Origin of the sequence: Actinomadura sp. BRA 177 (assembly GCF_013372625.1) — a bacterium.
GTDB lineage: Bacteria > Actinomycetota > Actinomycetes > Streptosporangiales > Streptosporangiaceae > Spirillospora.
Map to the genome: position 1 here is coordinate 1 of NZ_JABXFD010000679.1, position 21,772 is coordinate 21,772.

The 21,772-nt window shown below is 70.4% G+C and carries 13 protein-coding genes; 7 read left to right on the forward strand and 6 right to left on the reverse strand.

The window, feature by feature from the left end:
• Positions 1–86: 86 nt before the first annotated feature.
• Entirely contained in the window at positions 87–299 is a 213-nt protein-coding gene (locus HUX53_RS37725) for a dihydrofolate reductase family protein (RefSeq protein ID WP_217920365.1), read from the reverse strand.
• Between the two features lie 177 nt (positions 300–476).
• On the opposite strand from HUX53_RS37725, the gene HUX53_RS37730 reads away from it, so the two are divergent.
• Entirely contained in the window at positions 477–2,546 is a 2,070-nt protein-coding gene (locus HUX53_RS37730; RefSeq protein WP_176408064.1) for a UvrD-helicase domain-containing protein, read from the forward strand.
• Here the strand turns inward: HUX53_RS37730 and HUX53_RS37735 are convergent.
• On the reverse strand, positions 2,524–4,035 hold the full coding sequence (locus HUX53_RS37735; RefSeq protein WP_217920367.1) for a serine/threonine-protein kinase: 1,512 nt from the start codon (positions 4,033–4,035) through the stop codon (positions 2,524–2,526). The two genes, HUX53_RS37730 and HUX53_RS37735, sit on opposite strands and share 23 nt — an antisense overlap.
• Before the next feature lie 39 nt (positions 4,036–4,074).
• Complete coding sequence (locus tag HUX53_RS37740; protein WP_309237625.1) at positions 4,075–6,066, reverse strand: N-6 DNA methylase; 1,992 nt, start codon at positions 6,064–6,066, stop codon at positions 4,075–4,077.
• A gap of 207 nt (positions 6,067–6,273) precedes the next feature.
• Here HUX53_RS37740 and HUX53_RS37745 point away from each other — a divergent pair, with 207 nt between their 5' ends.
• The 5 genes from HUX53_RS37745 to HUX53_RS37765 all read left to right on the forward strand — a co-directional run bounded on the left by HUX53_RS37745 (position 6,274) and on the right by HUX53_RS37765 (position 15,948).
• Positions 6,274–7,128: an RNase H family protein gene (locus tag HUX53_RS37745; protein ID WP_176408066.1), complete on the forward strand. Its 855-nt coding sequence runs from the start codon at positions 6,274–6,276 to the stop codon at positions 7,126–7,128.
• Between the two features lie 59 nt (positions 7,129–7,187).
• Positions 7,188–7,817, forward strand: coding sequence for a DUF4352 domain-containing protein (locus HUX53_RS37750; RefSeq protein WP_176408067.1), 630 nt, complete (start codon positions 7,188–7,190; stop codon positions 7,815–7,817).
• A gap of 12 nt (positions 7,818–7,829) precedes the next feature.
• On the forward strand, positions 7,830–8,333 hold the full coding sequence (locus tag HUX53_RS37755) for a hypothetical protein (protein WP_176408068.1): 504 nt from the start codon (positions 7,830–7,832) through the stop codon (positions 8,331–8,333).
• Positions 8,334–8,345: 12 nt separating this feature from the next.
• Positions 8,346–10,949 (forward strand): ATP-binding domain-containing protein, encoded by a 2,604-nt coding sequence (locus tag HUX53_RS42840; protein WP_176408069.1) that lies wholly within the window; start codon positions 8,346–8,348, stop codon positions 10,947–10,949.
• Positions 10,950–11,238: 289 nt separating this feature from the next.
• Positions 11,239–15,948 (forward strand): AAA domain-containing protein, encoded by a 4,710-nt coding sequence (locus HUX53_RS37765; protein WP_176408070.1) that lies wholly within the window; start codon positions 11,239–11,241, stop codon positions 15,946–15,948.
• An 89-nt stretch (positions 15,949–16,037) separates the two neighbouring features.
• Here HUX53_RS37765 and HUX53_RS37770 read toward each other — a convergent pair whose 3' ends face one another.
• Positions 16,038–17,456, reverse strand: coding sequence for a hypothetical protein (locus HUX53_RS37770; protein ID WP_176408071.1), 1,419 nt, complete (start codon positions 17,454–17,456; stop codon positions 16,038–16,040).
• Between the two features lie 498 nt (positions 17,457–17,954).
• Between HUX53_RS37770 and HUX53_RS37775 the strand changes: the two genes are divergently transcribed.
• Positions 17,955–19,238 (forward strand): hypothetical protein, encoded by a 1,284-nt coding sequence (locus tag HUX53_RS37775; RefSeq protein ID WP_176408072.1) that lies wholly within the window; start codon positions 17,955–17,957, stop codon positions 19,236–19,238.
• Positions 19,239–19,293: 55 nt separating this feature from the next.
• On the opposite strand, the gene HUX53_RS37780 is transcribed toward HUX53_RS37775, so the two are convergent.
• Both HUX53_RS37780 and HUX53_RS37785 read right to left on the reverse strand, forming a co-directional pair.
• Positions 19,294–20,331: a hypothetical protein gene (locus tag HUX53_RS37780; RefSeq protein ID WP_176408073.1), complete on the reverse strand. Its 1,038-nt coding sequence runs from the start codon at positions 20,329–20,331 to the stop codon at positions 19,294–19,296.
• 86 nt (positions 20,332–20,417) lie between these two features.
• Positions 20,418–21,772: efflux RND transporter permease subunit (locus HUX53_RS37785; protein WP_217920368.1), on the reverse strand; the 1,355-nt coding region annotated here is incomplete at its 5' end.

Genomic DNA, 21,772 nt, shown 5'->3' on the forward strand with positions numbered 1-21,772 from the left:
TCGTCGATCTCGCGTACACGTACTCGTTCTGCCACCCGGACAGGGTGACGGCCACACGGCGCCGGGCACAGCCTCAAGACGGCGTGTCACATCACAACAGGGCGAACGTTGCCTGCTACGGCACTAGGGGGGCGGTCTCCCAGAAGAGCATGGTTTCGTCCGTACAGGTAGGTGCCGACTCCCCGCTCCAGGTCGTTGATGTAGGCGTGCACCTCCGCGTCGGGCTCTGCCCAGTCGAACTTGCCTTCCGCGTCGGCCGTGTAGCCGTCGAGTGACGCGATCGTCGAGTAGACCAACATGTCCGCTCCCTTCCCTCGGTGGTGGAGACCGCGGCGGGCCGCCGTACTCATCGCTTTTCCGGGGTTGTCCGGAGGCGGTCGGGGGGTTGTACGGGGTTCAATCATCTTGGGGGGCGGGGTGCTCCTAGGATGTTCGGACCTGACGGGGCGTCAGGTCCGGTGAAAGGGTGGTGCGAGGTGGCTCAGCTTGCTATTGCGGACTCGTTCATGCCGCAGTACGCCAAGTTGGAGCCGAAGGTGCGCAAGGGCGTGGACGCGGCCATCGGGAAGTTCGCGGAGCACACGCATGCGGGGCTGCATCTGGAGAAGCTCAACAACGCCAAGGATCCGCGCATCCGGACGATCCGGATCGACCAGTTCTGGCGCGGGGTGGTGCTGGCGCCTGAGACGGGGGACGTCTACTGCCTGCTGGCGGTGAAGGCGCACGATGACGCGATCGCATGGGCCCGGAGCAAGAAGTTCTCGGTGAACCAGGCGATCGGCGTGCTGGAGGTGCGGGACCAGGTCGCGCTGGAGGAGCTGTCGCCGGCGCTGGAGCAGGCCGCGGAGGGGAAAGTCTTCCGGCTGCTGGGGCACGTGTTCGAGAAGGACCTGCTGCGGCTCGGGGTCGATGAGGACGTGCTTCCGCTCGTCCGGCTGCTGACCGAGGATTCGCATTTGCTGGCTCTGGAGAAGCTGCTGCCGGAACCGCAGTACATGGCGCTTCTGGCGCTGGCGCAGGGCATGTCCGTCCAGCAGGCGTGGGAAGAGGTCGCGAAATACCTGCCGGCTGAGGAGAAGCCGACTGCTGTTGACCCGGATGACCTGGTGACGGCGATGCGGCGGACGCCTGGGCAGGTCGTTTTCGTCAACGGTCCGGACGAGCTCCGGGACATTCTTGAGCACCCCTTCGACACGTGGCGCATCTTCCTGCATCCGGTGCAGAGGCGGGTCGCGCTTCGGCCTTCTTACAGCGGGCCCACTCAGGTGACGGGTGGCGCTGGGACGGGGAAGACCGTTACGGCGCTTCACCGGGCCAAGTTCCTGGCGTCGAAGGGTGGGCGGGTTCTGCTGACCACGTTCACGCGGAATCTGTCCGAGGCGCTGGAGAGGCAGCTTGGTCTGCTCGTGGACGATCCGGAAGTGCGCGAGCGGATTCATGTGAAGAATGTGGACTCGCTGTCGTACTCGATTGTCGGGCGTCATCACAAGCCCGGTATCGCGGGTCCGGATGTGACGGAGCCGCTGTGGGAGGAGGCGGCGGAAGGGACGCCGTTCTCGCCGACGTTCCTTGAGCGGGAATGGGAGCAGATCGTCCTGGCGCAGGGGTTGGAGAGCGAGGAGGAATACCTCGCCTGCACGCGGGCCGGGCGCGGGGTTCCGCTGGGGAAGGCGCAGCGGGCGGTCGTGTGGCGCGCGATCGGACATGTGGTGGAGGGGCTGGCGAAAGAGGGGAAGTCGACGTTCCATCAGCTGGCCAATGAGGCGGCCGAACTGGTGGACGGGCCCGAGTACGACCATGTCATCATCGATGAGGCGCAGGATATTCATACGGCACAGTGGCGGCTGCTGCGGCGGCTGGTCGCGGTGGGTCCCGATGACCTGTTCATCGTCGGGGACCCGCACCAGCGGATTTACGACAGCCATGTCTCGCTGACCAGCCTCGGCATCAATGTCCGGGGACGTAGCACCAAGCTGAAGCTCAATTACCGGACCACGCAGGAGATTTTGGCCTGGTCGGTGCCTTTGCTGGGTCATTCGCCGGCTCAGGGCCTCGATGACTCGGCGGACACGCTGGACGGGTACCGGTCGCCGATGCACGGGCGGCGGCCCGTGGTGAAGGCCTATTCGGATCTGGACGCGGAGATCGACGGGCTCGTTGAGCAGGTTCGGGCTTGGCTGGAGGCCGAAGTCGAGGAAAGTGCCATCGGGGTCGCGGCGCGTTATGTGTGGGTGGCGAGGAAGGCCGCCAAGCGGCTGAAGGAAGCGGGCATCGCGGCCTATCAGGTGCCCAGTAAGACGCCGGGTGTTCAGGTCGGGACCATGCACCGGATGAAGGGGCTGGAGTTCCGCTGCATCGCCGTCATCGGGGCCGATGAGAATTCGTTGCCGGCGTCGAAGGCCATCACGCCGGAGGACGAGGACCCGAAGGCGCATGCGCAGGACGTCCAGAAGGAGCGGTGCCTGCTGTTCGTCGCCTCCACTCGGGCGCGGGACCACCTGTATGTGTCGTACGCGGGGTCGCCTAGCCCGTTCCTGCCTGGGTGAGGTCGTAGAGGAGGGTTCGTAGGCCCTCCGCCTGCGGGTGGTCGTCGCCGTAGCGGCTCGTTAGGTCGGCCAAGAGGTCGGTGAGTTCCTTGCGGGCCTCGTCCGTCCGGCCTGCGGCCAACTTGAGGCGGGCAATGCGTTCACGGACGCGCAGCGTGAAAGTGTCGTAGGGGCTGCCGGGTGAGAGGTCGTCCAGGAGCCCTTCCAGGTGAGTGAGGGCCGTGCCGGTGGCGCCGAGGTGGGCCTGGCTGACCGCTTCCTGTTCGCGGCAGTTCAGGACGTGCGGGTCGTCCGGACCGTAGAACTCCGTCAGGGTCACGGCGGCGGCGCGGTAGGCGTGGACGGCCCGGCGGTAGTCGCCGCCTTGGAACAGGACGTCGGCCAGGTCTAGGCGCAATCCCATGTATTCGGGGTCGTCGTCACCGAGGACTAGGCGGGCGGGTTCGGTCAGGTCGGAGAGCAGTTCGGCCGCCTGCGTGTAGCGTCCCGCGTCGGCCAGTTCGGCTGCTTCCGCGCGCGCTTGGACGACCTCGTCGAACGTGGGCAGTTCCACCGGTTCTGTTGGGCGGGCCGTCGGAGCCGTGCCCGTTATCTGGATGCGGCTGACTGCGGTCGAGTACAGGTGCTGCGGGGCGATCGTGTCGACGATTCCTGGCAGCACCTCCAGGGACGACACGAATTCCAGGAGGCGGTGGTAGACCTCGTCTGCGCTCAGAGGACGGTCGGCCGGTTGCTTCGCGAGGAGTTGCAGGACGAGGGCATCGAGTGCTGAAGAAACGTCCGGGTTAAGAACGCGCGGTGGGGTCGGGTCCTCGTCCTCATGGCGGCGCAACACCTCGTATGGCGTGTTGCCTAGGAAGACCGGACGGCCGGTGAGCATCTCGTAGAGGACGCAGCCCAGCGAGTACAGGTCGCTCTGCGGGCTAGGGCTGCCGTACACCTGCTCCATGGCCGTGTAGCCCGGCGTGTAGGGCGCACCAAGGCCGGTGGTGGTTCGGCGTACGTCACCTGGCCCGAGACCCACCGCGGCACCGAAATCGAGGACTTTGACCGAGCCGTCTGGGCACAGCATCAGGTTGCTGGGCTTGAGGTCGCGATGCACCAAAGGACGTTGGTGCGCGACGTTCAGCACTGCGCATACCTGGGCGGCGACCAGCGACGCCCACGAGACGGAGAGGCGCTCCTCAGCGTCCAGGACGTGGTCGACCGTCGTGCCCTCGACGTACTGCATCACCAGGTAGAAGTTGCCTTCGTGGCTGCCGAAGTCGTACACGGTGGGAACACCGGGATGCTCGAACCAGGCCGTGCTGCGGGCTTCCTGCTCGAACCGGCCGACGAGTGACTCGTCCGAGACGCGGGTGAACTTGACGGCCAGGCGCCGGTCGAGGAAGCGGTCGTAGGCGCGCCACACCTCGCCCATCCCGCCGCGCCCGATCGCCTGATCGAGTTCGTACCGCTCGCGTTCTCCGAGGAGATCGCCCCGCCGCAACGCCCACCTCCACTGGCCCGTCCAGGCAGCGTACCCGCGTCAGCCGGACGGGCGGAGCGTACCGGCGCCGAGACCCTCCAGGCCGAGGCGCAGGACGTCGGCGCCTTGGCGGTAGGTGTCGCGGAGGGCGGCCTCCAGGTCGGTGAGCTTGCGGAACGCCCGGCCGAGTTCGGCCTGCTCATCCAGGGTGAGGCGGGGCAGGCGGGCGCGGCGCACGTCGAAGCGGGCGGACGAGGTCGAGCTGCGCAGCGCGGCGCCCTGCGCGCCGAGGAGCAGCCAGCCGGCGACGAAGTCGGGGTCGGTCCGGGACGGTTCGGCGCGCACGAGGGCCAGCCCTGGGCCCAGCACCGCGTCGGAGTCGGTGACCACGCGCGCCACCGGATAGCGTGCGACGAGCGATACGACGACATCGCCGGGTTCGATGCGCACGTGCTCGGCGTCCTGTGCGGCCGTTCCCGTGGGTTCGTGGCCTGCCGCGACGTCCTCTATCGTCAGGACGCTTTCGTTTCCTTCGCCCATACGAACCTTCGCAGGGGGACGGAGTATCTGCAGCACGCCTGCCTTGGCCAGCTCACCGATCGTCGTCATGGGGACGTCCGCGCGCGTGGAGGCCTGCGTAAGGGACGACAGTTCGGCGACCACTCGCGGTAGTTCGGCGGCTTTTTCCTCCAGGATTTCGTGGGCGGCGACGAACGAGCCTTCCGCCGTGGGCGCGCTCCGCTGCGGCAGATAGCGGGCCGGGGTGAGGTCGACCTCGTCATCGAGGAGGTCGATGATGCGTACGACGACGCTTGAGTCCGTCCCGACGGACTTGCCCTTCTCGTAGCGGCGCCAGGCGTCCAGGGCCGTTTTGTGGAAGTGCTCTGGGTCGGACGACGTGTCGACCATCAGGACGTCGTCCGCAGGGGTTTCGCCAGGGGACGGACGGCGAAGAACCCACACCGCCAACGCGACCGCCATGTTCGGCACCGCACCGGAGGGCAGGCCGACGACGGCACGGAGCGTCCCACGGCGGAGCAGTTCGGAACGGACGCGGCGTCCGGAACGACGGTTCGCCACGGCGGGAGGCATGAGGAGGACGACATGCCCTCCTGGCTCGACATGGGCGAGGCCGTGTTGCAGCCACGCCAGTTCCGATTCCATGCGCGGGGGCAGCCCGTACTCCCAGCGCGGGTCGCCGGTCAGTTGCTCGTAGCCCCAGCCACGGTCGTTGAAGGGCGGGTTGGTGACGACCAGGTCGACCGTCCGTCCGGGGAAGGCGTCGGCCAGGAGCGAGTCACCGGGGCACACCTCGGCGGGGGCGTCGCGCAGCGCGAGATGGATCGCGGACATGCGCGCGGTCGTGTCGTCGATCTCCTGCCCGAGGAGACTGTCGACGTCCTTGAACATCTCGTGGGCGGCCTTCAGGTACGTGCCCGTCCCGCAGGCCGGGTCGAGGACCGCGCGCGCGGGGCCGCCGAGTTCGAGCATCAGCCGGACGACCGGTTCCGGCGTCAGGTACACGCGGCGGCTGTGGTGCTCCAGGTAGCGGGTGCGCAGGAACTCGAACGTCTCGGCGACGCCCAGCTCGTCCACGAGTTGGGAGAGGGCGCGGGCGAGCGGGACGGCGGACGGCGGCGTCGCGGCGGCGCCCGTGCCCACCCCCTCGGGGAGGGCGTGGAAGACCTCGGGCAGGGTGCCGGCGACCTCGTCGTCCGGGGCGTCCGGCAGGCCGGCCCAGCGGCCGGGGTCGGCGCGCAGGTGGAGGAGGAACGCGCCGGCGAAGGTGAGGACGTCGGCGAGGTCCATGCCCTCGGAGGCCGCGGTGCGCAGGGTCTGCCAGACGCGTTCGCGGACGGGCGAGTCCGCCATCTTTCCCTGTCCGCGGAGCCAGTCCTCGACCTCGGTGAGGGAGAACGTGGGGCTGACCGCCGTCCCGCCGACGGGCTGCGGGAAGTCGTCGTGGCGGCGGCGCCAGTTGCTCACGGCCGCGCGGCCCACCGCGGCCAGGCGGGCGATGTCCGCCGCGGTCACCGTCGCATCGTTCGACACCAGCGCTCCCATCAGCCGACGTGCTCGGATGACCTCACCCTAGCGCCTATCACGGCGGTTGATCTGGTTCACGTCACCCCGGAGCCTCGTTTCGACTTTAGCTCGCGCGCATCTCGATTCACAGGTTGATTGCGTTCACAGCATCATGTGTGGTTTGCTGTGTACAGCCGATCCGCTTCCCCCTGATCAGAGCGGAGTTGATGACCGATGTACGTCCCGACGATGCCGCTGCGGGAGTTCGACGACGGGCAGCACGAGGCGCCACCGGGCCTCGCCGAGCAGATCCAGCGTTTACGGGCTTGTGCGACGCGAGCGGGCATGTGCGCGTGCTGCGGGATCGCCCGGCGGCTGCTGTGGCTGTGCTTCGCCGCCGTCCGCAGCGGCGACGCCCCGATCGCGGAGATGCTCGCCGCCGAGGCCGGGCACTACGTCGACACCGGAGAGCACCACCCGGGCTGCCCGCACCTGCCGCCGCGTCCGCGCGGGGGCCGGACGCCGGTGGAGGGACGGGTGCCCGGGTGGCCCGAGGACGGTCTCGTCGCCGCGACCGACGCGAGCTGGAAGCAGGGCATCTGCGGGATCGGCTACGTCGTCAGCGACGGCCGGTGGGGCATGCGCGGCTGGACGTTCGGCCACCAGGACCCGACCGGCCCCAGCAGGGTGCTGGTCAGCGAGCTGCGCGCCGTGGGCCTGCTGCTCGACCGGATCGGGGACGGCCCGGAGCTGACACTGCTGATCGACAGCACGCCCGCGCTGCGCTTCCTGCGGGCGTGGCGGCGCGGCGACACCGGGCTGCTGCCGGACGGCTACGACCTGCGTCCGCGCCGCTCCGGGCCGCCGAGCCTCGTCCGGCTCGCGCGCCGCGTCGCCGGACGTCCCGGGCTGGTGTTCGCGCACGTCAAAGGGCATTCCGGCCATCCGCTGAATGAGACCGCGGACTCCCTCGCGTCCATCGCCCGCCGTAACGTCACCGAACCCTTCAACATCCGCTCCCGCGCCGAGGGCCTCGTCGAGGCGTTCCTCCGCGCGTGGCACGACGACCCCGGCGAAATCGCCGCCTGAACTCAACGGAGAACGAAATGAATCCCAATCAGCCTTACGGGCGTGGCCCGGTCCCGCCCATGCCGTACGGTCCGCCGCCGCCGAGGAAGGGGGGAAAGGGATGCCTCTACGGCATCATCGGCGCCGTCGCCGGACTGTTCATGCTGGGGTCGTGCGTCGCGGTCGTGGCCAGATCGTCCGACACGTCCAGCCCGGTGGAATCGCAGTCCCCTGCCGCAGAGAAGAAGCCGACCGGCGAAAAGGTCGAGAAGGGCGCGCAGGCCAAGCCGTCCAAGAAGCCGGTCACCAACGGGATCGGCCGCGCATACAAGGACGGCAAGTTCGCCTTCACCGTCACCAAGGTGAAGAAGGGCGTGAAGAAGGTCGGCAACGAATACTTCGGCGACACCGCCCAGGGACAGTTCGTCATCATCAGCGTGACCGTAAAGAACATCGGTGACGAGGCCCGGACGTTCACCAACGGCAACCAGACGCTGATCGACACCAAGGGCCGCGAATTCGACGCCGACCCCGAAGCCTCGCTGTGGACGGACAAGGAGTCCAAGTCCTTCCTCCAGCAGATCAACCCGGGGAACTCGGTCAAGGGCCGGCTCATTTACGACGTCCCGCGCGGCACGAAGCTCAAGGCCATCGAATTGCACGACTCGATGTGGTCGGGCGGCGTCACCGTCCCCCTCGGCAACCGCTGACCGGAGCCGGTCATGCGCGCCACCGTCATCTTCGCCGGCCGCGAAGAGATCGCCGGCCGCCTCCGCGACAACGTCTGGGAGGCGGCCCGCGCGGTACTCGCCGAGCGCCCCGACGGCCTCGTCCGGGAACGCCTCCTGGACGGCGGGCAGTTCCCGTTCAGCCACGTCCTCGGCCCGGCCGACACGGGCACCCTGGAACTGCTCCGGTCGGCGGCGCGGGCCGTCCGCCGGCTCGTCGGGGAGGCGGGCGACGACCCGGAGTCCTACGTCCGCCGCTCGCCGGTGACCGCCCGGATCGTCGAGGCCCTCCTCGCCGCCCTCCGCGACCGGTTCCTCCTCCTGGACGTCGGCGAACTGCACCGCGACCCGTCCGGCTGGCCCGAGTCCTGGACGTGGGAGACCCGCAACCGCGCCGAGTTCCACCGCGTCCTCACCCGCTTCGACGGCGACCGCCCCGAACACCACGGCCGCCTCCTCACCCCCCTCGTCAAGTTCATCGAAACGTCCACCCCGTGAAGGAGCCCTGACGTGCCCGATCGCAAGGCCGTGCTCGCGGAGGAGCAGCGCGCGGTCGACCACGCCTACGCCTGTTACGAGCGCAGGTTCACGACCAACCGCGACACCTTCCGGCCGTCCGAGATGACCGATTCGCGGGCCGGCACAGCGTTCATCCCGGACATGGCGCCCGAGGTGCGGCTCGAGGGTGACCTCGACGGCGAGGCGCTCGTCATCGCGCGCGTCGACGTGGACGAGGACGGGGAGGCCGGCACCTGGTACATCGGGCGGCGCAACGTCCGGAACGAGTCGTACGACACCTTCGTGGTCAACTGGCAGGCACCGCAGGCGATGGAGTGGATGCTGCGGCGCCCGGACGACCCGCGCGGCATGACGCTGCGCCGCAAGCTCCGCTGCGACCGCGACCGGGTCAAGGACTACCGCGACGAGATCAAGGCCGCCGCGCCGCGCGTCCCCGAACCGGCGGCCCCCGCGCCGTCCGCCGCCGAGGACGATGCGGCCGCCACTCCAAGCGCGGCAGCCGCTCCAAGAGCGGCCCCCGCGCCGAGTGCGGCCCCCGAGCCGTTCGAAGGGCTGAAGGACTTCCTGCTGGAGGACCTGGAGCGGGCCCGCGGCGGGCAGATGCGCGACATCGTCGAGACGATCCAGCGCGAGCAGTTGCTGCTGGTGTCGGACGAGCGCAAGGGCGTCCTCGTCGTCCAGGGCGGGCCCGGCACCGGGAAGACCGCCGTCGGGCTGCACCGCATGTCGTGGCTGCTCTACAACAAGGTCTTCAAGACGGGCGAGGTCCTGGTGGTCGGCCCGCACCCCGGCTTCCTCGGCTACGTGCGCGGCGTCCTGCCCCGGCTCGGCACGCGCGACGTGACGGCGGTCGAGCTGAACCGGCTCTGGGACCCGCCGCGCGGCACCGACCCGCAGCCGGCGCGGCTGGTCAAGTCGGACGCGCGGATGGCGGAGGTCCTGCGGCGCGCCGTCGAGAACATCCCGCACGAGCGGGTGATCGGCCAGCTGCGCGACGGCGCGTTCACCCTCTCCCTCGACGGCGTCCGGCTGACGGTGCCCGAGGACGTCCTTCGCGGGTTCACCGAGGGGGACGAGGCGGCGCCGCTCGCGGTCCGCAAGCGCGGATTCACCGCCCGCCTCATCGACCACCTGCTGCGCCTGCACGCCGAGCAGATGCCGCGGCGCACCGACGAGGACATGCGCCGCCGGATCGCCCGCGACCCCCGCGTCGTCGGGCTGGTGAACACGATCTGGCCGAACGTCGCCGCCGAGGGCGTCCTGCGGAACCTGCTCGGCGGCCCGGCCGTCCTGCGGGCGGCCGCCGACGGGGTGCTCGGCGAGGACGAGCAGGCGGCTCTCACCCGGCCGCCGGCGGCGCGTGTCGGCGCGGAGCCCTGGTCGCTCGAAGACCGGGTGTGCCTTGAGGAGCTGCGCGTCCTGCTGACCGGCGAGGGCCCGCCCCGGTACCGGCACATCATGGTGGACGAGGCGCAGGACCTGACGCCGATGCAGGCCAGGTCGCTGGCGCGGCGCTGCCCGAGCGGTTCCATGACCGTCCTTGGCGACCTCGCGCAGGCGACCGGCGACCACGCCTACGAGGACTGGTCGGTGCTCGGCTCGATCCTCGCCGCCGGGGGCGGCTGGCACCTGGAGGAGCTGACCGTCGGGTACCGCGTCCCGCAGGAGGTCATGGAGTTCGCCGAGCTGCTCGGCCGCTCGATCTCACCCCGGACGCCGTTCCCGAGGTCGATCCGGCCGGTCGGCCCGGACGCCCTCACCCTGGTCGCGTCATCGGCGCTGCGGGACGAGACGGCCGCGCGGGCGCGGGCACTGGCCTCCTCGGACGATGACCGGTCGGTCGCCGTGATCGTCCCGGAGACGCTGCGCGACGACATGCCGGCTCTCCGCGCGGCGCTCCCCGGCGGCGGCCGCGCCACCGTCCTCACCGCCGCCGAGGCCAAGGGCCTGGAGTTCGACCACGTCGTGCTGGTCGAGCCCGCTGAGATCGCGGCCCGCACGCCGGGCGGCGCCGGCCTGCTGTACGTGGCGATCACCCGCTGCACGCGGTCCCTGACGATCGTGCACGCCGACCCCCTCCCCCGGGCACTGCGCCCGGCCACCGACTCCCCCGAAGAAGGCGATTACGTGATCGACGCACCCGCACCGGCCGGCGAGACGGGCTTCGAGGCGTTCGTCGCCGAGATCGAGTCGGCAGTTCGGGAGGAGCGCCGGAGCACCGTCCACGAGCGCGTCCGGCACGCCCTGATCTCCGAGTTGTACGGGGCCGGCCTCGTCCCGACCGTCGACTCCCCCACCGCCGACGTCATCTGCGACGGCCCGGACGGCAAGGTCCTGTACGAGGTCCTCGGCGAGGACGGCAACACATACCGCCGCATGCGCGACGCCGTCCTCCGGCTCCTGGAGATCCAGCACGCCGAGGGCGAACCGGCCAAGCACCGCTACCTCGTCCTGCCCGAGCCCCCGGCCGAACCCTGGGCACCCGAAGTCCTGGCGGAAGCCTTCGGAATGTCCGTCATCTGGCGGACCACCGACGGCTGGGCCGGCCAGGACCTCGCCAACGCCCTCGGCGAACCACCGGGCGCCCTCCTCTGACGCAGGTCAGGGCGGGAACAGAGGGCCTGGGCTCCGGCCGGCCGAGAGCCTGTCCTGCGGCGCGGCGGCCTCCCGGTCGGGAAGGTGCGAGCGCTCGGCACCTACGGGAATAGGCAACACATATGCTTGCGGTCGATCAAGTTCACAAGAATTGCGGGGACATAGGTCAACCCCCGTGCGGGGTCACGCGTCCCTTCTAGGTCTGCCACGGGGCGTGGTTCACCGGAGGACGGTCCTCTGGCACCCTGTGCGGCGAACGGGGTGGCACGAGACGGATGCGGGGGCGCAGGTGAGCGGCGAGACTCTGACCCGGGAGCGGATCGGGCATCTGTACGACTACCTGGGCGCTCTCGCCCAGGAGATCTACGCCAGGCCCGTCCGGCATGTCGGGGACCACGACGTGACCGTGGCGCCCAATGATCTGCCGTCGCATCCGGGAGTACGGGTGGGGGCGGCGGCGGGGGACGCGTGGCTGCGCGTCGGGAAGGTCGCGAAGCCGCTGCCGCCCGGACTGCCGGCCGAACTCCGTGAGCCGTTCCGCGATGTCGTCCGGGACGACCCGTCCGCCCCGCCGGAGGCACCCGCCGACCTTGAGCGGCGTGTGTGCGACCCGACCGAAGATGATCCCGATCCCGTTGGACGGGTGCGCGCCGCGTTCGAACGCTGGCGGACGGACGTGTGGTCGCCGTGGGCGGAGACCGCGCGGGAGGCCCTTGCGGCGCGGCGCCTGTACGAGACGCTGTTCCGGCTCCGCCAGCGGATGCGGACGGATGAGGCCACGCACGAGCTGGTGTGGGGGCACGGCATCCTCGGCTGGCAGACGGGCGGGCACCGCGTCTGCCATCCGCTGCTGGTCACGCGGGCGCGGATCGCGTTCGACGAGCGGTCCGGGGAGATCGCGATCGTCCCGGACGGGATGCCCGTCCTGGAGCTGGACTGCCTGCAGGGCCTCGGCGTCGCCGGCCTCGACCGGCTCGCCGCGGTCGTGGAGGAGGTGCGGGACGAGGCGGTCGACCCGTGGGCGCCGGAGGAGGCGCGTCCGCTCTACCGGCGGATCCTGGCGCCGCTCGGCCTCGACGACCGGCTCGTCGAGGGCCCCGGCCTGCCGGAGGCGGGTCCGGCACCGGTCATGGCGGCGACGTGGCGGCTGTTCGTCCGCAAGCGCCGGGTGATGTTCCTGCGCTTCTTCGAGCAGCTCAAGGCCAAGGTCGCGGAAGGCGGCCGGCTGCCCGCCCCGATGGTGGCGCTCGCCGCCGGGGAGGACGCGGCGCGGGAGGTCCGCGCGGCGGACGACGCGGACTGGACGCCGGTCGCGGAGCGGCTGCTGCTGCCGCTCGCCGCGAACGACGAGCAGGAGCAGATCGCCCGCAAGCTCGCCCGGCACAGCGGCGTGACCGTGCAGGGCCCGCCCGGCACCGGGAAGAGCCACACGATCGCGAACCTCGTCTCGCACCTGGTCGCGCACGGCAAGCGGGTGCTGGTCACCGCGCACAAGGACCAGGCGCTCGCCGTCCTGCGCGACAAGATCCCGGCGGAGCTGCGGGATCTGTCCCTGGCGGTGCTGGGCTCGTCGTCGGCGGACCTCACCGAGCTGCAGCGGTCCGTGCAGGCGATCACCGCGGCGGCCGACGGGGTCGACGAGCGGCGCGAGGAGAAGGCGGCCGCCGCGCTCCGCGACCGGCTCGACCAGGTGCAGGGGGACGTGGCGCTGCTGCGCAAGCGGCTGCGCGAGTCGCTCGAACGCGAGCAGGAGAGCCTGGAGATCGGCGGGTTCCGGCGGCCGGCGGCGGAGGTCGCCGAGTGGCTCGCCGGGCACGCCGGCGACCTCGACCGGATTCCCGATCCGCTCACCACCGCGTCCGCCTGCCCGCTGGGCGCGCCCGAGCTGGCCGAGCTGTACTCGCTCGCCGCCGGGATCGGACGGCGGGACGCGGTCGCCGCCACCATGGACCTGCCGCCCGCCGGCCTGCCCGCCGGCGCCGACATCACCGTCCGGTGGGACGAGCTGCGCAGGCTCGGCGAGATCCTCGCCGGTCTCCAGGAGTACGTCGCCGACCTCAGCCGCGTCGACGGCATCGCGCAGGAGGAGCTGGCCGCGCTCGCCGAGCAGTGCGGGCAGGCCGCGCGCACGCTGGACACGCTCCTGGAGCCGTGGCTCGCACGGCTGCGCGAGCAGATCGTCCAGAACCCGCAGTGGCATGCGCTGTGGGGCGAGCACGCGCGGCGGCTCGCCGAGGACACCGCCGAATGCGCCCGGCTCCGCACCGCGATCGCCGGGGCGGCGATCGAGCTGCCGGCCGCCCCCTACCGGGAGACGCTCGGGCTGCTGGAGCAGGCGCGGGAGCGCTTCGCGCAGGGCAAGCGCGTCTCGCCGCTCGTCCAGCGCGGCCTCGCCCAGTTCCTCAAGGCGGCGAGCCTGGACGGGGAGGCGCCGCGGACCGCCGCCGACATCGAGAAGATCACCGCGTTCGTGGAGCTGCGCAGGCGGCGCGAGACGGCGGCCCGGCTGTGGCAGGACGAACTCGTCGCGGCGCTCGGCGCGCCCGTCCCGCCGGGCGGGGGCGGCGCCGTGGAGATCTGGATCGACGCGCAGGTCCAGAAGATCCACGCCGCGCTGGCCTGGGAGGGCGAGCACTGGCCGCGGCTGCGGTGGCGGCTCTCGCAGGTGCTCGTCGCCGAGGCCGTCCCGCCGCGTCCCGTCCCGGACGACCTGCACCGGCGCGCCGCCGTGCTCGGCGGGCGGCGGGCGCGGGCCCGGCAGCGGCAGGTGCGCGCGGAACTCGACTCCCTCGCCGGCCACCTCGCCGAGGCGCGCGGACGGGCCGGCGCCAGTCCCCTGTGGAACGACCTCGCGGCCGCGCTGGACGGCGGCGACGCAGGTGCCTGGGACGCGGCGCTCGCGACGGCGGCGCGGCTGACCGCCCTCCGGCCGCAGGTGGCGCGGCTCGACGACCTGCACGGCCGGCTCGCCGCCGCCGCGCCGCAGTGGGCGCGGCGCATCCTGGAGGCCGGCGGTGACGCCGCCGCCTGCGGCGACCCGGCCCGGCTCGACCTGCTGTGGCGGTGGCGGCAGGCCGAGACGTGGGTCCGCGCGATCATCGACGCCGACGACCTCGGGCAGGTGCAGCGGCGCCTCGACGAGGCCCAGGAGGAGCAGCGCCGGCTCACCCTGGAGCTGACCCGCCGGTCCGCGTGGCTCGCCATGAAGCGGGGCCTCGGGCACACGCAGCGGCAGGCCCTCGTCGGGTGGCTGCAGACCCGCCGCAAGATCGGCAAGGGGACCGGCGCCGGCGCGAACAAGTGGCGCGCCGAGGCGCAGCGGCTCATGCCGGAGGCGATGGGCGCCGTACCGGTGTGGATCATGCCGTACTACCGGGTCGCGGAGTCGTTCGACCCGGCCGCCGCTCCCCCGTTCGACGTCGTCATCATCGACGAGAGCAGCCAGTGCGACGTGTTCGCGATCGGCCTGCTCGGGCTCGGGCACAAGGTCGTCGTGGTGGGCGACGACAAGCAGATCAGCCCGTCCGCCGTCGGCGTCCGCCGCGACCGCGTGGACGAGCTGATCCGCACCCACCTGCCGAGCTTCCCCAACGCGCTGCTGCTGGACATGGAGTCGAGCCTGTACGACGCGTCCGCGCGGCTGTTCCCCGGCGTGGTGCGGCTGCGGGAGCACTTCCGCTGCCTGCCCCGCATCATCGAGTTCTCGTCGCAGCACTACTACGGCGGCGAGATCCAGCCGCTGCGCGAGGAGTCCGCCGACCGGCTGCCCGGACCCGCCGTCCGCGCCGTGTACGTAGCGGACGGTGTGCGGCGCGACCTGGCGATCGGCAGTGACGCGGGCGGACTGAGGAACGAAGGCCGGACGCGTATGGGCCGAGGGCTCGCAGGCACTAGGGAAAGCGTGAACGAGGTCGAGGCGGACGCGGTCGTCGACCAGATCGTCCAGTGCTGCGCCGACCCCGCCTACGACGGGCGCACCATGGGCGTCATCTCCCTGCTCGGGACGAGCAGCCAGGCGAAGTTCATCGACGAGCGCCTGCTGAGCAAGCTCGGCCCGGAGGAGTACGAGCGGCGCCTGCTGCGCTGCGGCGACTCCTACAGCTTCCAGGGCGACGAACGCGACGTCATCTTCATCAGCGTGGTGTCGGACGGTCAGGGCGCGCCGTTCACGTCCCGGCAGTACGAGCAGCGGATCAACGTCGCCGCCAGCCGCGCCCGCGACCAGATGTGGGTGTTCCACAGCGTCCAGCCGAATCGGCTGCATCCCGAGGACCAGCGGGCGAAGCTCATCCGCTACGCCGCCGACGGCCAGCGCTCCGCCGACCTCGCCCGCGACCTGGAGGCGCGCTGCGACTCCGACTTCGAGCGCCGCGTCCTGCGCATGCTGCTGGCCCGCGACTACCTGGTCACGCCGCAGCACCCGGTCGGCAACCTGCGGATCGACCTCGTCGTCCGCGGCGGCGGCCACAAACTCGCCATCGAATGCGACGGCGACAAGTTCCACGGCCCGGACCAGTGGGAGGACGACCTGCGCCGGCAGACCGTCCTGGAACGGCTCGGCTGGCGGTTCTGGCGCGTCCGCGGTAGCGCCTTCTACCGCGACCCGGAAACCGCGACGTCCTCGCTATGGCCGCTGCTCGACTCCCTGGGCATCACCCCGGGAGGCGACCCGGAGCCTCCCACGCCGGAAACGGCCGAACTCGTTCCCGTGACGTTGACGCCTCATCTGGACGGCCTGGACCCCGACGCGCAGATCACGGCGGCAACCTTCATCCCCGAACACCTGACGGATTTCGACCTGCAACCAGCCCCCTCCCCGCCGGCCGAGGAACTCCCTGCGGCCGTGCAGACCTCCGGACGCACGAGCAGCAGCGAGGAAGTGCGCGCCTGGGCCCGCGAGAACGGCCGCCACATCGGCGCCCGCGGACGCATCGCCAAAGCCGTCATCGACGACTACAACTGGGAACACCCCGACGCCCCGTACGCTCCTGAAAGCTGACCCTTTCCCAGACCGGCGGCGTTCGGCCGGATGCTGAAGGCCGAAGGCCGAACCCTTTCGGGCTCGGCCTTCGGCGCTCAGTCGGGGCATCAGGGTTTGGGAGTCACATAGACCATCCGCTTGCCCGCGTGCTCGGTCGCCGTCCAGATGCCGCTTCGGTTGGCGTCGGAGCCAGGCCAGTAGGACAGGTCCTCGGGACCGATTCCCGTGTAGTGGCCTGGAGCGATGAGCCTCAGTTCACCGGTCGTCTCGCCGGGTGGCTGCGCCGCGTGGACCAGCACACCGCCACTGTCGTCGCCCCTGCTCTGGGTCATGAACCATTCGCCGTCATAGCGGACCGCTCCCTGGACATGGTCGACGTCCTTGGAGTAGGCCGCGTCGGCGTGCCAGCACTTCGTTATCGGAGAGGTCGGGCAGGTGCCGAACTGGGGCTTGCCGGTGTCACCGTCCAGCGGCCACGCCGCGACCCGGCCACTGGTGTTGCCGCTTTCCCGCAGGCAGTATTCGCCGGTGATCAGGTGGTCGGTGCCGCTGCGGTCGATCGACACGAACGAGGTGTTCGGCGAGCTGTCATTGTTGCACGCGAACTTGCCCTTGGGGTCGGGGTACGGAACGCGCGGCACGGTGTTGGTGAGCGCGTTGATCTCGGGCATCACGTAGCGGTAGCCGTGCGAATAGAAGACGCCGTTCTGGCGGCCGATCCGCTTCTTCTTCGTGATGTCGGCCTTGTCGCCCGCGGCCTTGAGGTCGAAGATGTAGCGGGTGTCGAACACGCGCAGCCCGCGCGCCGTATCGGCCACGTAGAGGTAGTTGCCGTACCAGGCGATCCCTCCGGCGTGCAGCGACCCGCCGGCAGCGGTCTGCTTGGTGCGCAGGCTCATGTAGGTGGCGTTGCCCGAGGCGTTGATGAACGGGTACGCCAGCAGCACGTGCGCGTACTTGCCGGTGTTCGGATCAATGATCGAGATCCGGACGCCCTTGACGCAGGGCTTGTCGGTCGTCACCCAGTCGCCGTTGTCCTTCAGGCGCTCGCAGGTCTCGGACTCGGCGTCGCCCGTCGGCTTCTGGTACCAGGTGACCATCAGCGGCTGGGCGCTCCCCCAGTGCTTGTCCGCCTGGGCGTCGGCGACCGTGGTCATGCCTTGCGGAATCCACTCGTATCCGTCGGGATTGCCCGCGTCGTTGCCCTGCCAGCAGAAGCTGAAGTCGATCTCCGGCTTGGGGCTGGCGACGGCATTCGGGTTGCACGCCTTGCCGTCCGCGGTGGCGCCCTTGTGCGGCGCCTGCTTCAGGATGTTCTGGATTCCGAGCTTGGGCAGCTGGGCGTCGAGCTTCTTGACGCGGTCCTGGAGCTCGGCCTTGTTGCTGGCCTCACGCATGTAGTAGTTGCTCAGGCTGGGGGTGGGCTCGTCGGCCGCGGCGGGGGGCGCCGACAGGGCGGTCAGGCCACCGGACGCCACCACGACCGCCAGGAAGGCCCGGACCAGCACCTTCGGGTGCCGTTTCATGGGGGGTCTCCTTCAGCGGAGATCCGGACCCGCGGAATGAAGCGGGGAGCGTCCGCACGCCCGGATCACTGTGTCGAATCGACCAGAGTCCCCGGGACGTTCCATAGGGCGCAAACACACCAAACGTTGGCCATTTGCAACGTTAGGCGACAAGTGCAGTTCAGCGGCCGGACCCGGGAGGACGAGTACCGGCCCGCTGTGATCAGCGTCACAAACCGGTCTCGCCGGAGCCGGTCGCCCGCACCGGCTCTGGCGGCAGCACCTCAGCGCGACCGCGACCTACTGGATCTCCAGCCCGGATCGACGGCCTTCCGGACCGCATCGTCCTGAAGTGACGGGTGTTCTCCATCCGTCCGATAGGTGCCCGACAGGGACCATTTCGCTCACGCTCGGTTGTGGGGCATCACGGATTGTCGTACCTCCTTGGCATGCTGCTGGTGTGAGGGGGCGCGCATGGCGAAGAGGTCGGTCGGGGTCGGGCGGGAGGAGGTGCGGGCGGTGCTCGGGCTCGCGGTGTGGGAGGTGGAGCTCGCGGCCGAGACGGGGTTGCTGCTGCGGCTTCCCGACCGCAGCTTCGATCCCCTGTCGGTGCGGGCGGCGCTGGACGACCTTGATGGGCTGCGGCGGCGATTAGCGCGGGAGCGGCGCTGCAACGCGACGGAATCCGCGGCCCGGCTCGGTGTCAGCGTGCAGCGGTTCAAGCGGGTGGCGACGGCCGCCGGGCTGATGCCGGTCGCCGAGAAGGACGTTCGCAAGTACGGCCGAGTGCTGCATGTCGTCTACTACCGCGCCGGTGACGTGGACGCACTCGCCGACCACGTCCGGGCGGATGCCGAGTTGCGGGCGGCCTCGACCGTGGTCGTCCGGGAGCAGGCGGCACGGAAGGCCGCCGCGACGCGGAAGCGTAACGCCGAACTCGCCGCGACGGCGCGGGCCGAGGTTGAGCGGCGCAGACCCCGGCCGGACGCGGGACAGGTCGAGGTGCTGGTCTGGGTGGTGGCCCTGATGCGGGTGAGCGGCGGTTTCTCCGGTCCGCTCAAGCGGCTCAGGTATGTGGACGACCCTGGCGTCGAGCAACTCGCTCGCCTCATGACTCAGGCTCGGTTTCGGCCGGACGAGCTTGGCGCCATGCTGGACGACGCCTTTCCTTGTGCGGGGCGGGCCGCTAAAGATCTCGCCGATCCGGACGAGGTTTCGGCCGCGCTGGGTGTTCCCGCGTGGGTCGTCGCGGAGCACGTCCCGCATGTCGGCGGGCACGTCCCCGCCTCGGTGCTGCGGGGGCTGGCCGAGGATTCGCCCTCGTGGCTTCTGCAGGCCCGAGCCGATGCCGAACTCCAGAATGCCGTTGTGGAGGTGGAGCGGCAGGACGCCCATCGGCATGCGGCCGTCCTCGGCTCCGCTGCCAGGGCGACCGCCCGCCTCAGCGATGCCAGTGTGGCCGGGTTGTTCGGCCTGTCCGAGGATGTGGTCCGAGCGCTGAGGCCCGGCAGCGGTCGGTGGAAGAGCGGATATGTCGAGCAGTTGATGCGTCGACGCCCTGCGTGGTCGGCCGATGAGGATGCCGCATGGGCCGAAGTGGAGCGGCGGCAGAGGAGAAGGGAGACCCGCGAGCGGCGGAAGTGGGAACGCATGCTCGGCTGGCGGCGGACGTGGGCGCAGGTGTTCGGTGTGCCCCTCGCGGCCGTGCCCGTCAAAGTCGGCCGCCCGACGCCGAAGGCGATCGCAGCCGCCGTGGCCCATCCGCCGCCCTGGGCGACTCCCTTCCGGCGCCCCGGCGGTTGAACCGCCGATCGCCTCGGGGCGCGGCACTCGTGCAGAGCGGCGCTGACACGCGCTGCTAAGGGGTGTTGGTCATGGTTAGGGGGCCGCCGCCTGGGGCTGTGGTCGCTGCGTACATGGTGGGGGTGCCGGGGATTGGGGTGTAGTCGAAGCCGCCTCGGTTGCGGGGGCCGGTGCCTGATTGGGCGGGGATGGGGGTGGAGTGCCAGGTCGAGCCGTCGAAGCGGTAGAAGAGGGCGCCCGGTTTCGTGGGGTCGGTGCCGGTCCATAGGGAGCCGTCGTCGGTGAGGCGGTAGGCAAGGTGGGCGGACGGGGGTTTCGGGATGGGTGTCCAGGTGGCGGCGCGGCGGAGCATCAGGGTGGTTTTGCCGGGGCCGCTCAGGAGGACGCCGCCGGGGCCGGCCGTCAGGAGGTCGGTGTAGCCGTCGGGGACGTCGGCGTCCGACCATTCGGTGCCGTTCCAGTGGGCTATGGCCGGGCCGTAGGGGCCCAGGCGGCTGCCGTCGGCCCACACGTCGGTTTCGCTCACCGCGTGGATGCGGTGGATGAAGGCGTCCATGTCGTAGGTGGTCCAGGTGCCGTTCTGCCAGCGGGCCAGGCAGCCGTTGATCGCCCAGACGCCGCCATTGACGGCTTCCAACTGTAGGTAGGTCGCGGTCTTGCATGATTCGGGGAGTTCTATCTGCGACCAGCGGGTGCCGTCCCAGCGGGCCAGGTAGCCCTGTCCGAGCTTGCTGGCTGAGAGCCAGACGTTTCCGGGGGCGGAGGCGTCGATGTCCTGGATCTCCAGGTTCCAGGCGCCGGGCGGGTTGCGGTTCTGCCACGCGGTGCCGTTCCACTGGCGGACGATCGCGTTGGAGCTGCAGATGGAGCCGGCGCCCATGCCGGGCCATGACCAGTCCACGCATGAGTGGCCCTCGAAGCCGGCTGTCCAGATGTTCGCCGGGCCGATGGCGGTGACGTCGGTCAGGCCGGCTTTGGGCCAGAGGCCGGACGGGGCGTCCGTCGTCCGCCAGGGGTGTTCGGCCGCGTGGGCCGGGGAGGCCAGGCCGGCGAGGAGGGCGGCCACCGCTCCGATCATCCATGCGCGCTTCATGCCGATCATGGTGCTGGACGCGGCCGCGGCGGCGCTTGTCACAACCGTGACAGGAAATGCTGGCAAGTCTGCGCTACCGCGCGTCCTCAGAAGGTGCAGGCGGGGATGTCGGGGACGGGCTGGTCCGCCCAGGTCGGCGAGACGGAGGAGGCCGGGAACCAGCCCCAGCCGCCGTTCTTGTAGCGGTCGTCGCCCTGGGTGTAGAGCCAGGTCGTCCCGCTGCCCTTGGGATTCGCGGCGCCCTCCTTCTGGCACACGAACCAGTTGCTGGACGATTTGATGTAGCCGGTCGTCGTCCCGCTCGCCGGTTCGAGGAACAGCGGCCCCTGCTGCGCGGTGGGGCAGGACCAGGTGTCGAACAGGCGGCCGTTGGGGTCTGTCACCTGCTTGCCCTCGAATGAGCAGTGCTCCACGGCGGGCGCCTCGCCGGCCGCCGACGCCGAGGGGGCGGACGGGTCGGAGGGGCCGGAGTTCAACGCGAGGACCAGGCCGAAGACCACGGGAGGCCACAACAGGGTGGCGATGGTGGCGAAGATCAAGCCACCGATGACCGCAGTGCTGAGCGGGGCGTTTTGCTCCTCGAAAATCGCCAGGGGCAGCATGCCGATGATCATCGCCAGGGCAGTCATGAACACTGCCCGAAAGCGTGTGTAGCCAGCCTCCAGCGCCGCTTTCAACGCATCGCCATGTTCGGCCAGGCGCTCACGGCAGAAGCTCACCACCAGGATCGAGTTGGCGGTGGCCACACCCATGCACAGGATGGCGCCGGTCAGTGCCGGCACCGACAACGAGGTGCCGCTGAGGAACAGCATCCACACGATGCCCGCCAGTGCCGCCGGCAACGCCGTGATAATCACGAAAGGATCGGCCCACGACTGGAAATTGACCACGATCAGCAGATAGATCAGCACCACCGCGCCGAGCAAGCCGAAGCTCAAGCCGCTGAATGCCTCATGCAGCGCATCGATCTGCCCGTGCAGGCTGATCACCGCGCCTTTGGGGCGCATGGAAGCCGTGTCGTCGAGGACTTTTTGCACATCGCGGGCCACGCCGCCGAGGTCGCGACCTTGTACGTTGGCATACAGGTCCAGGGTCGGTTCGATGTTGTAGTGGGTGACCACGGCCGGGCTTTGCACGCGGGAGATAGTTGCCACGCCGCCGAGGATCTGCGATTGCCCATCGGCTCCGGTCACCGGCAGCGCTTCCAGTGACGGCAGGCTGTCGAGGCGGTACTGCGGGGTGGCGGCGACGATGGAATACGACACGCCATTGGCCGGGTTGAGCCAGAAGGTCGGCGCGGTTTGCGAGCTGCCGGCGAGGGAGGCGACCATGCTGTTAGTGACGTCGCGTTCGGTGATGCCCAGGCCATTGGCGCGCATGCGGTCGACATTCACCAGCAGCGACGGGTAGCCGGTGGACTGCTGGATACGCAGGTCAGCAA

Excerpts from the sequence above, each read along its gene's own strand:
- HUX53_RS37780 (WP_176408073.1), bottom strand. The coding sequence starts at position 20,331 with ATGAAGCGCGCATGGATGATCGGAGCGGTGGCCGCCCTCCTCGCCGGC.
- HUX53_RS37755 (WP_176408068.1), top strand. The coding sequence starts at position 7,830 with ATGCGCGCCACCGTCATCTTCGCCGGCCGCGAAGAGATCGCCGGCCGC.
- HUX53_RS37750 (WP_176408067.1), top strand. The coding sequence starts at position 7,188 with ATGCCGTACGGTCCGCCGCCGCCGAGGAAGGGGGGAAAGGGATGCCTC.
- HUX53_RS37745 (WP_176408066.1), top strand. The coding sequence starts at position 6,274 with ATGTACGTCCCGACGATGCCGCTGCGGGAGTTCGACGACGGGCAGCAC.
- HUX53_RS37725 (WP_217920365.1), bottom strand. The coding sequence starts at position 299 with ATGTTGGTCTACTCGACGATCGCGTCACTCGACGGCTACACGGCCGAC.
- HUX53_RS37770 (WP_176408071.1), bottom strand. The coding sequence starts at position 17,456 with ATGAAACGGCACCCGAAGGTGCTGGTCCGGGCCTTCCTGGCGGTCGTG.